Raw genomic sequence first — 11,246 nt, forward strand, 5'->3', positions numbered from 1 at the left:
GGCGGGTGCCGTCATGGACGCCGAGGTCCGACCCGCACAGCCCGACCGCCTGCATCGCGACGACGACGTCATGGCGTCCGGGTTCCGGCTCCGCCCAGGAGTCGACGACCTCGGTGCGCCGAGGTCCCGTCAGGACGATCGCCCTCATGCTTGTGACCCCCACCACATGTCCGCAATGTGCCGTTGACACTAAAATCACTGGTCGAGGGATGGCAAGCGGTTGCCAAAAGTTTCCATCATGGGATGCTGACCCGTGCTGGGGGCGCGGGCGAAGGGCGGGCGGATGGCGCAGGGGAAAGCGGGCGGCGGACGGCCGACGATCTACGACGTGGCGAAGGCGGCCGGGGTGTCGCCGTCCACCGTGTCGCGGGCGATGTCCAACCCCGGGCGCGTCAACGCCGTGACCGCCGAGCGGGTGGCCGAGGTCGCCGCCCGGCTCGGCTACCGCGCCAACACCCTCGCCCGCGCGCTGCCCTCGGGCCGCACCGACACCCTCGCGCTGTTCGTCTCCGACATCACCAACCCCCACTTCTTCGGGGTGATCCGCGGCGCCGAGCACCAGGCGCGCGCCGCGGGCTGCACGCTGATCGTCGGGGACACCGAGGAGTCGCCCGAGGTCGAGGCGCGCAACATCGAGCGGCTGGAGGCGTCGGTCGACGGGTTCGTCATCGCGGCGAGCCGGATGTCCGACGCGGAGATCGTCGAGCTGTCGGCCGGGCACCGCCTCACCCTGGTCAGCCGGCAGGTCGCCGACGTGCCAAGCGTGATCGTCGACCACGCCGAGGGCACCCGGCAGATCGTCGAGCACCTCGCCTCGCTGGGGCACCGCTCGATCGTCTTCCTCGGCGGGCCGCCGCGCTCCTGGCTGGGCGCCCGCCGCTGGGAGTCACTGGCCGCCGCCGCGCGGCCGCACGGGATCGCGATCCAGCGGCTCGGGCCGTTCCCCCCGACCATGGCCGGGGGCGCCGCCGCCGCGGACGCCGCGCTCACGACCGGCGCCACCGCCGCCGTCGCGCACAACGACCTGCTCGCCATCGGCGTGCTGCGCCGCTGCGCCGAGCGGGACGTGTCCGTGCCCGCGGACCTCAGCGTCGTCGGCTACGACGACATCTTCGGCGCGGACTTCTGCTCCCCGCCGCTGACCACGCTCGCCGGGCAGTTCGAGGAGTCCGGCCGCACCGCCGTCGACATGCTCCTGGCCATGCGCGACCGGCACGGCGTGCGCCCGCCCCGCGACCGGGTCGTCCTCCCCTCGCACCTCGCCATCCGGCGCTCGACCGGCCCCGCCCCGCGCTGAGCGGGCCCGGCCGGGGTTCAGTCGGCTGCGGCGAGGTGGCGGGAGTTGCGGACGGCCATCCGGTGCACCTCGTCCTCGGTGAAGCCCTCCGCGAGGAGGCGGTCGGCCATGAGCGCCATGCCGTCCTCGACGGGCGGGTTGAAGGGCTGGCCGAGGTCACTGGTCAGGACGGAGTGCTCGGGCCCCACGGCGCGGATGTTCGCCAGCCAGACGTCCCAGGAGACCTTGCCGGTGTAGGCGGTGGTGAAGCAGCGCTCCATGAAGGCGCCCTTCGCCGCGAGCGCCCGCTGCCGGTCCACCGCGACGCGCTGCGAGGTGAACTCCGGATGGGTGACGACGATGCGCCGCACGCCGGCCGCGGCCGCCGCGTCCACGACGGTGTCGATCTCCGCCGCGCTGAGGTGGCCGGTCGCGAGCGTCATGTCGTACTTGGCGATCACCTGGAGCACCTGGCGGGTGGGCTCGGTGACCCGGCCGTCGGCGACGACGTCCACCGGGTCGGCCGCCATGCCCTCGGCGCGCAACTCGTCCTGCAGCCGCGCCCACATCGGCGGCCGGGCGCCCTCCGGCGCGCTCGCCGTGCAGGCGCGCTGGTTGGCGCTGTCCACGGTCGGCAGCCACACGAACCGGGCCCCGGCACGCGCGGCGAGCTCAACCGCGAGCGGGTTCATGCCGCCCACCGAGCCGTTCAGCGTGATCGCCCCGAGGACGTCGACCCCCGGGACGGCCGCGCGCACCACCGCGGCGCGCTCGGCCGTGGCGAAGTAGTGCGACTTCAGCACGAGGCCGGCCAGCCCCGCCGCCGCGAACCGCGGCGCCACCGACAGGTCGTCGATGAGCCGCTCCACCACGTCGGGGGCCACGTGGACGTGCAGGTCGTAGGCACCCCGGACGAGTTCGCGCGCCCGCTCGGACGGCTTCGGATGCTCGCTCATCTCTTCCCTTCGAGAACGTCGGCGATGTACTCGGCGATGGCCATGGACGAGGTCGCGGCGGGCGACGGCGCGTTGCGGACGGCGGTCACCGCCCCAAGCCGGTGGATGCGGAAATCGTCCACCAGGCCGCCGTCCCGGTCGAGCGCCTGCGCGCGCACCCCCGCCCCCGCGCGGACCACGTCGCCGGGCCCGATCTCCGGCACGTACCGCCGCGCCGCCGCCATGTAGGCGCGCTTGGACAGCGACCCGCGCACCTCCCGGACGCCGGTGCGCCAGTGCCGCCGCGCCATCCGCCACGACCCGCCCCACGCGGCGATGTCGCGCAGGTCCCGCAGCGAGACGTCCGAGCGGCGGTACCCCTCGCGGGCCAGGGCGAGGACGGCGTTGGGCCCCACCTCGACGTCCCCCGACACCCGCCGGGTGAAGTGCACGCCGAGGAACGGGTAGCGCGGATCCGGGACCGGGTAGATGAGCCCGCGCACCAGGTGCGCCTTCGCCGGGACGACCGTCATGTACTCGCCCCGGAACGGGACGATCCGCGGCCCCGGGTCGTCGCCCGCGAAGCCGGACACGACGTCGCCGTGGATCCCCGCGCAGACGACCAGGTGCCCGACCCGTATGCGCTCCTCCCCCGAGGCGACCTCAACCCCGGTGCCGGAGGACGCGATGCCGGTCACGGGGAAGGAGAACCGGACCTCGCCGCCTGCTGCGGCGATGTCGTCGGCGAACGCCTCGGCGATCCGCGTGAAGTCGGTGATGGCGGTGTGCGGGGAGTGCAGCGCCGCCCGGCCGACCGCGTGCGGTTCGATGTCGCGGATGCCCGGCGCGTCCAGCCGCCGCATCCCGGGCACGGAGTTCTCCGTGGCCCGCGTCTCCAGTTCGCCGAGGCGGGCCGCGTCGTCCTCGTCCACGGCGACGACGAGCTTGCCGCACTCGTCGTAGGGGATCCGCCGCTCGGCGCAGTACTCGCGCAGCATGGCCCGTCCGCGCGTGCACAGCTCCGCCTTGAGGCTGCCGGGCTTGTAGTAGATGCCCGCGTGCACCACCCCGGAGTTGTGCCCGGTCTGGTGGACGGCGACGCGGTCCTCCTTCTCCAGGACCACGATCCGCGTCCCCGGCCGCCGCCGGGTGATCTCCCGTCCGATGGCGAGCCCGATGATGCCCGCCCCGACGATCCCGACGACCTCGTCAGCCATGCGCGTTCCCGTCCGTCCCCTGGTGCCCTACGAGACCGCTCCTTCATACCCCGTAGCCGCCGTCCCCGTCCCGGCCGGGGGCGGCGGCGCGGGACCGGGCGCCGGCGACCACCGCCTTCGCCAGGCCGATCGCGGACCCGCCGCCGATCGCGACGACGCAGTCCGCGCCCGCCTCCCCGACGACCGCCATGGCCTCCGCCGTCACGGCCACCGGCGTGTGCGGCGCGGCACCGGCTCCACGTGGTAGTCGGACGGGGCGAGGCGGCGGGTGCGGCGGCGGTAGCCGGTCATGAAGCCGGGCCAGTTGTTGGTGTTGCGGCGGTCGGCGTCGAGGTACCAGCTATCGCAGCCGCCCTGGTTCCACACGGACGTGCTGAGGCTGCGCTGCGCGGCGGAGTCGAACCCGTCCAGGACGTCGGCGCGGACCTCCAGCGACCTGGCGCCGTCCGCGAGCAGGCGGGCGGCCTGGACGATGTAGGCCATCTGGCTTTCGAGCATGTGGACGATGGAGCCGGAGCCCACGTTCGTGTTGGGCCCGTACATGAGGAAGAAGTTGGGGAAGCCGGTGACGGCCATGCCGAGGTAGGCGCGGGCGCCGTCCTTCCAGGCCGCGTTCAGTTCCTGGCCGTGCAGGCCGATGACGCGCATGGGCGCGACGAAGTCCTGGGAGCGGAAGCCGGTCGCCCAGATGAGGGTGTCGGCCGGATGGTGCCCGCCGTGCCCCGTGCGGAGGCCGTCCGGCGCCACCTCGGTGATGGGGCTGTCGACGACCCGCACGTCGGGCCGGTTGAGGGTCGCGTAGTAGTCGCTGGAGGTGAGGATCCGCTTGCAGCCGGGCTCGTAGCGGGGCCGCAGCCGTTCGCGCAGGCCCCGGTCGCGCACCGACAGGAGCGCGAACCCGCACATCGCGCGGATGTGCGCGGACAGCAGCCGGCGGCCGCGCGGCGCGACCAGCGCGGGGTTGAGCAGCAGCTCGAACCACAGGAAGACGCCCAGCCGGGAGAGCTTCTGCACGGCCGGGAGGCGGCGGTTCAGGGCCCGCCGCCAGCGCGGGTAGACGCGGTCGGGCTTGCGGCTGATCCAGTGCGACTCCAGCTGGAAGATCGTCGTCTCGGCCGCGGCCGGGGCGATGAGCGGCACGAACTGGACGGCGCTCGCGCCGTTGCCGACGACCGCGACCCGCTTCCCGCGCAGGTCGTGGCCGTGGTCCCAGCGCGCGGAGTGGAAGACGGTGCCGGCGAAGGAGTCCAGGCCGGGCAGCTTGGGGACGGCGGGGTTGCTGAGCTGCCCGCACGCCGCGACCAGGAGGTCGAAGTCGTGGCACGCCCCGTCGCGCAGGTGCAGGCGCCACTTCCCCGCTCCCGGCACGTATTCCGCGTTGGTGACCTCGGCACGGAACCGGATGTGCGGGAGGATGCCGTACTTGACGGCGCAGTGCCGCAGGTAGCCCAGGATCTCCGGCTGCTCGGCGAAGCGGCGGGACCAGTCGGGCTTGGGCTCGAAGGAGAAGGAGTACAGGTGGGACGGGGCGTCGCAGGCGGCACCGGGGTAGGTGTTGTCGCGCCAGACGCCGCCGAGGTCGTCGGCCTTCTCGAACACGGTGATGTCGGTGAAGCCCGCCCTGCGCAGGCCGATGGCCAGGCCGATCCCGCTGAACCCGCTCCCGACGATGGCGATGGACGGTTCCCTGCGTCCCATGCGCGGCTCCCTGCTCTTCCCGGCCCGCCGGCGGGCGCCCGCGCCGGCGCGGCGGGCCGCACCGGCGCACGCCGATAACCGACACTTCTGTCGGTTAGAGTGAAGGCAAGGCGAGAGGGAGTCAAGACGGTGGCGGAAACACATCCGAAAACGAGAATGCGCGGCCCGGCCCGCAAGGCGCTCATCACCGAGGCCGCGCTGGAGATATTCGCCGACAAGGGCTATCACGCCACCTCGCTCGGCGAGATCGCGAAGGCGGCGGGCGTGGCGCGGACGGTGCTGTACGACCATTTCCCGTCCAAGCGGGTGCTGCTGCTGGCGGTCATGCAGGAGCAGAACACCGCGCTGGTCGAGTACGTGGGCGCGCGGATCACCGGCGCCGGCCCGCCCCGGGAGCGGATGCGGTCGACCATCGACGCCTACTTCAGCTTCGCGCAGAGCAGGCCCGCCGCGCGCAAGCTGCTGTTCGACCGCGCGAACGAGGACGACCCGGAGATCACCACCGTCCGGCAGGGCATCCGGGAGGCGCGGACCAGGGCGGTGACGGCCCTGCTCGGCAACGACATCCGCACGACGGTCGGGCGGGACCCGCACGAGCCGATCGCCGAGGCGATGGTGGAACTTCTCATCACCGGTCTCGACGGCGTCGCGCAATGGTGGGAACGCCACCCCGACATGCCCAGATCGACGCTGGTCGAAGGGGCGATGCGCGTCCTCTGGACGGGTCTCGGCAACGCCGAATAGCGCGGGCACTTCTGGCGTCTTCCGGCCACCGCGGGGCTTGACGCCCCCCGGTGGCTTCCGCATAGTTGGGGTCCATTCGTTACCGACACCTGTGTCGGTTAACCCCCACCCCGTGAGGAGTGCGCCGTGGAGGACAGGACCCCATCGCAGCCCGAATCGCAGCCCGAGCCCGAAGAGAACACCGGCGGGAGCGGCGTCGGCCGCCGCCAGTTCGTCACCGGCGCGATCGCGGCGGCCGGCGCGGTCGCGGCGAGCGGGGCGCTGGGCGGAGGCACCGCGCACGCGGCCGCCCCCGCCGCCCGGCACGCCGGGCGGACCCGCAGATTCGCCGCCGGCCGCCGCGTCGCGATCTTCGGCGGCGGCATGGGCGGGCTCAGCACCGCACAGGAGCTCGCCGAACGCGGCTTCCAGGTCACCGTCTACGAACGCAAGGCGTGGGGCGGCAAGAACCGCAGCATCCCCGTGCCGAACACCGGCACGGGAGGCCGCAAGGACCTCCCGGGCGAGCACGGGTTCCGGTTCTTCCCGGGCTTCTACCAGAACCTGCCCGACACCATGAGCCGCATCCCGCTGCCGGGCGGCGGCAACGTCGCCCAGAACCTGATGGCGGGCAAGGAGGTCAGCGCCTACTACAACGGGACCAAGGTCGTCCTGCCCGCCGCCGGCAGCATCATCGGCACGCTCAGCCCCGAGTCGCTGCTGAACTTCCTCAGCACCGGGATCAACGTGCTCGGCAAGGTCCCGGCCTGGGAGGTCGGCTACTTCCTGCAGAAGATGATCGCCTTCGTCACCAGCGGGCCGAAGCGCCGGTTCCAGCAGTGGGAGTACATGAGCTTCTCCCAGTTCGTCAACGCCCAGAAGATGTCCAAGTCCTACAACGAGCTGCTGGTCGACATGTTCACCGGCACCCTCGTCGCCGCCAAGGCCGACAAGGCCGGCGCCCACACCATGGGCAAGATGGCGGAGGCCTGGGTCTACAGCACCCTGGGCCTCGGCGGCTACAAGGAGCCCGACCGGCTCCTCAACGCCCCCACCAACGAATCGCTCATCGACCCGTGGATGAACCACCTGCGTTCACTGGGCGTCACCTTCCAGATCGACGCGACGCTGGAGCAGCTCACCGTCCAGGACCGGCAGATCGCCGGTGCCCGGGTCCGGGGGGCGGGCGGCGTCGTCGACGTCCAGGCCGACTACTACGTGCTGGCGGTACCGCTCGAACGCGCGGTCCCGCTGCTCAACGACGACATCCTGGCCGTCGACCCCTCGCTGCGGTCGCTGCGCGAGCTGACGACCGACTGGATGAACGGCATCATGTTCTACCTGCGGCAGCCGATCAACCTCGGCAGGGGCCACGTCGCCTACGCCGCCCAGCCCTGGGCGCTGACCTCGATCAACCAGGGCCAGTTCTGGAAGAACACGAACATCAGCCGCACCTACGGCAACGGCGAGGTCAACGACATCCTGTCGATGTGCATCTCGGCCTGGGACGTCCCCGGCATCCTCTACGGCAAGCCGGCCCGCGAGTGCACCCACGAGCAGATCTTCAACGAGGTCAAGGCCCAGCTCCGCGCGGCCATCCCGTGGGGCCCGATCGTCCTCAACGACTTCAACATCCACTCGTACTTCATCGACCCGGCCATCACCGGCAACGGCACCCCGAACGTCGCCAACGAGGAGCCGCTGCTGATCAACAGGCCCGGCTCCTGGAACCACCGCCCCGAGGCCACCACCGCCCTGCCGAACCTGTTCCTGGCCTCCGACTACGTGAAGGCCGACATCAACCTGGCGACCATGGAGGGCGCCAACGAGGCCGGACGCAAGGCCGCCAACGGAATCCTGGAGGCGTCCGGAGTCAACGAGACCCCCGCCAAGCTCTTCAAGATGTACCTGCCCAACGAGTTCAAGGGCTTCTACGACGACGACGACCGCCGCTTCGACCGGGGCGAGGCCAACGCGTTCGACCTCTGGGACCCCGTCAAGCCGTGACCCCCGGAAAGCCCTGACCCCAGGAAAGCCCTGACCCGCCACTCGGCCGGTCGCGGCGCCCCCACCCCACCCGATGCCGCCGCCCGCGGCCCGGCTCCGCGCGCCAACCGGCCGGGGCGCGGGCGGCACGGAGGGCTTCGCCATGTCCGTCCAGTACCAGCTCCTCGCCTTCCTCTCCACCGGCGTCTACTTCGCCGGGCTGGCCTACTTCAAGACGGCCGCGGCCGGTATGCACACCCTGCAGGGCAGCCGTCCGTGGCACCTGACCCGCACCCTGCTCACCAGCAGGACGTGGCTCACCGGTGCGGCCGTGCTCGGTATCGGAGCCGCCCTCCAGGTGACGGCCCTGACGGGGCTGTCGCTGGGTCGCGGCGCCGCTGGCGATGGGCCGGCTCCAGATCGCCCTGCAGCGCAGCCGCCTGGTGGTCGTGGGGCTCGGCGCCACCGCGACCGCCAAGACCTACCTGCTTCTCGTGGCCACGCCCCTCTACGGGGAGCCGTGGCCCGCCGAAGGCGATCAGGCGGCATTGGCCATCGCGCTAGCGATCGTGGCCGTCACCGCCGTCCCGCACCACGAACCCCGAGACACCGCACCACGAGACACCGCACCCCGAGATTCGGCCGCACGACAGGAAGTAGCGCATGGACCACCAGCAGCGCCTGCAGCACCCCTCCTGGATGTCCAAACCCCCGTGGATCCTAGTTCTTCGCCATCTGGCCTCTGGCGACATCCGGGCGACTCCCGCGCAGCTCACGGTGTTCCGGTCGTTCGCCGAGGCGGGTGACCCGCCGGCGGACGCGGTCGCGGAGATGATCGCGCGGCTCCCCGGCGGCACCGGCCGGCGGCTGTTCGAGCGCGCCCTGCACGAGGGCATCGACGCCGTCGACGACCCGCCGCGCGAGCTGGTGGACTTCTTCGCCGAGGTCGACGCCGTCCCGTACTGGGTGGACGCCGACCGGCTCGAACGCGGCGCCAGGGTCATCGCCCGCACCGGCCTGCTCGGGCTCGCGATGGTGATGCCGTGCACGTCCCTCTACGGCGGCTACCTGGCGTCCCGCGCCAACAAGACCCTCGTCCGCACCGGCGACCTCGACTCCATGGCGCCGCGCCGGCTGGCCGAGACGGCGAGCTGGTGGGTGGACGTCACCACCCCCGGCGGGCTCGGCAGGTTCGACACCGGCTTCAAGCAGACGCTCCGGGTCCGCGTCATGCACTCGCAGGTGCGCGCCGCGATGCGGCGGCGCGGCGACTGGGACCACGAGGCGTGGGACGCGCCGATCAACCAGGTCCAGATGGCCGGAACCCTGCTGCTGTTCTCCCTGGTGATGCTGCTCGGCTCGCGCGCCCTCGGGCTCCAGTTCTCCGCAGCCGACCGGGCCGCGGCCATGCATCTCTGGCGCTACGTGGGCCACCTCATGGGCGTCCACCACGATCTGCTACCCGCCACGGAGGCCGACGCGTGGCGGCTCCTCTGGCTGGAGGGCGCCACCGAGTTCATGCCGGACGACGACACGCGGCTGCTCGCCCGCTCGCTGATGGACGCGGCGGCCCCGCTGCTGCTCCCGCCCCGCCTGAAGAACTCTCCCCTGGCCCAGCGCCTGCTGACGAACTATTTGTTCTCGTACAGCCGCATCGTCCTCGGCAAACGCAACGCCGACTTCCTCGGGGCACCCGACCTGAAGGCGTACCGGGCCGCCGTCCTCGGCACCTCCACCGCGGTCTTCGCCCTGGAGAGCGTCCGGCGGGTGGTGCCCGCGGCCACCCGGTTGAGCGAACGCATCGGGCAGCGCCGCCGCACCGCGCTCATCCAGCGCATGCTGCTGGAGCAGCACGGCGACCGCACCCACAGCCGCATGGACGGCCGCAGCCCCGGGGGCCGGGCCCTCAAGGGCGCCTGACGTCGCGCCGGTGGCCCGATGTGGCCGATGGGTCGGATGGGTCTGGGCAAGATCCCGAAAGGCGTTCATATTCCCGGTCATGATGGGCAAGCGCGTCTCGCGCACCGCAGTCGCCGCACTCGCGTTCACCGTGGCCCTGGGCCTGATGGCGGCCCCGGCCCTCGGCCACGCCGAACGCGAGGTCAGGTTCCCGGCAGGGACGGGCAAGGTCCCGACGTACCGCCAGGCACCGGCCTCACCGAGGCTGGTGGTGTGCAAACCGGAGTCCGCCGGCCTGATCGAGGACTACACGGGCTGGCTGCGAACTCTCAACGAGCGCCTCCTCGCCGAATGCTCGTACCGGCACATCCAGGCCGCGGTGAACGACGTCACCGAGCGCGGCACGACCATCTACGTCCTGCCCGGCACGTACCGCGAGGAGCCGAGCCGAGCCGCACCGAGCCCGGAGTGCGCCCCGCTGGAGGGCAGGGACCTGCTCAGCTACGCCGAGCAGTACGCCTGCCCCAACCTCCAGCAGCTCGTCGCCGTCTTCGGCGACGAGACACCGGGCGGCGACGACTACTCATGCGACAGCCCGCGCTGCGACCTCCAGCTGGAGGGCACCGGCCGCGAGATGACCGACGTCGTCATCGAGGGCGGGTTCAAGGACGACGGGACGTGGGAGAAGCTCAACGGCATCCGCTCCGACCGCGCCGACGGCTTCTACCTGCGCAACATCACCACGCAGCTGTTCGAGTTCAACGGCGTGTACATCCTTGAGCAGGACGGCTTCGTGATCGACCGCGCGCTGGCCCGGTGGAACGAGGAGTACGGCTTCCTCACCTTCGCCAGCGACCACGGCCTCTACACCGACTGCGAGGGCCACGGCAACGGCGACGCGGGCATCTACCCGGGCTCGGCGTCCCCGCTCAACGGCCGCCGCCACTCGATCGAGATCCAGCGCTGCAACTCCCACCACAACGCGCTCGGCTACTCCGGCACCGCCGGCGACTCCGTCTACGCGCACGACAACACGTTCCACCACAACTCGGCGGGCGTCTCGATGGACAGCGCCTTCCCCGGCCACCCCGGCCTGCCGCAGAACCACGCCACCTTCGAGAACAACCTGATCTACAGCAACAACGTCAACTACTACGGCAACGTCTGGGACGGCACCTGCGCCAAGCTCCCCCGGGACCGCGGCCACGAACGCGGCGTCGTCTGCCCCGCCCCGCCCGTCCCGGTCGGCACCGGACTCCTGCTCGGCGGCGGGAACGACAACAACTACGTCCACAACCGCCTGTACGACAACTGGCGCAGCGGCTTCCGGCAGATCTGGGTGCCCGCCCCGCTCCGCGGCGAGAACGACCTGCTGAAGTTCCGCGACACCTCCCACCGCAACCGCTACACGCGCAACGCCTTCGGCGTCGCCCCGGACGGCAGGGTCCTCCCCAACGGCCTGGACGTGTGGTGGGACGAGCAGGGCGACGGCAACTGCTGGGAGGACAACAC

Annotated in this window: 9 protein-coding genes; 5 read left to right on the forward strand and 4 right to left on the reverse strand. The window is 71.9% G+C overall.

Annotation, left to right across the window (positions count from 1 at the left end):
- Positions 1 to 283: 283 nt before the first annotated feature.
- Positions 284 to 1,297, forward strand: a complete 1,014-nt coding sequence (locus tag E1200_RS25095) for a LacI family DNA-binding transcriptional regulator (protein ID WP_131954540.1) — start codon at positions 284 to 286, stop codon at positions 1,295 to 1,297.
- Between the two features lie 17 nt (positions 1,298 to 1,314).
- Here E1200_RS25095 and E1200_RS25100 read toward each other — a convergent pair whose 3' ends face one another.
- The 4 genes from E1200_RS25100 to E1200_RS25115 are packed head-to-tail and all read right to left on the reverse strand — an operon-like array spanning position 1,315 to position 5,126.
- A complete protein-coding gene (locus E1200_RS25100) occupies positions 1,315 to 2,232 on the reverse strand; it encodes a DUF6282 family protein (RefSeq protein ID WP_131954541.1) in 918 nt (305 codons plus the stop codon).
- Positions 2,229 to 3,428, reverse strand: coding sequence for an L-2-hydroxyglutarate oxidase (gene lhgO, locus E1200_RS25105; protein ID WP_131954542.1), 1,200 nt, complete (start codon positions 3,426 to 3,428; stop codon positions 2,229 to 2,231). Before lhgO ends, E1200_RS25100 begins: the two co-directional genes overlap by 4 nt.
- A 43-nt stretch (positions 3,429 to 3,471) precedes the next feature.
- On the reverse strand, positions 3,472 to 3,633 hold the full coding sequence (locus E1200_RS34465; RefSeq protein WP_207933534.1) for an iron-containing alcohol dehydrogenase: 162 nt from the start codon (positions 3,631 to 3,633) through the stop codon (positions 3,472 to 3,474).
- Positions 3,630 to 5,126 carry an NAD(P)/FAD-dependent oxidoreductase gene (locus tag E1200_RS25115; RefSeq protein WP_131954544.1) on the reverse strand — a complete coding sequence of 499 codons (1,497 nt, stop codon included), beginning with the start codon at positions 5,124 to 5,126 and terminating at the stop codon, positions 3,630 to 3,632. Before E1200_RS25115 ends, E1200_RS34465 begins: the two co-directional genes overlap by 4 nt.
- Positions 5,127 to 5,255: 129 nt before the next feature.
- Here E1200_RS25115 and E1200_RS25120 point away from each other — a divergent pair, with 129 nt between their 5' ends.
- The 4 genes from E1200_RS25120 to E1200_RS25135 all read left to right on the forward strand — a co-directional run.
- Positions 5,256 to 5,870 (forward strand): TetR/AcrR family transcriptional regulator, encoded by a 615-nt coding sequence (locus E1200_RS25120; RefSeq protein WP_131954545.1) that lies wholly within the window; start codon positions 5,256 to 5,258, stop codon positions 5,868 to 5,870.
- Positions 5,871 to 5,996: 126 nt separating this feature from the next.
- The gene (locus E1200_RS25125) at positions 5,997 to 7,856 is read left to right on the forward strand and encodes an FAD-dependent oxidoreductase (protein WP_131954546.1); all 1,860 of its coding nucleotides are present in this window, start codon (positions 5,997 to 5,999) and stop codon (positions 7,854 to 7,856) included.
- 642 nt (positions 7,857 to 8,498) lie between these two features.
- A complete protein-coding gene (locus E1200_RS25130) occupies positions 8,499 to 9,755 on the forward strand; it encodes an oxygenase MpaB family protein (RefSeq protein WP_131954547.1) in 1,257 nt (418 codons plus the stop codon).
- Positions 9,756 to 9,834: 79 nt separating this feature from the next.
- The coding region (locus E1200_RS25135) for a right-handed parallel beta-helix repeat-containing protein (RefSeq protein WP_207933535.1) at positions 9,835 to 11,246 on the forward strand (1,412 nt) is incomplete at its 3' end.

Source organism: Actinomadura sp. GC306, assembly GCF_004348665.1.
Classification (GTDB): domain Bacteria; phylum Actinomycetota; class Actinomycetes; order Streptosporangiales; family Streptosporangiaceae; genus Spirillospora.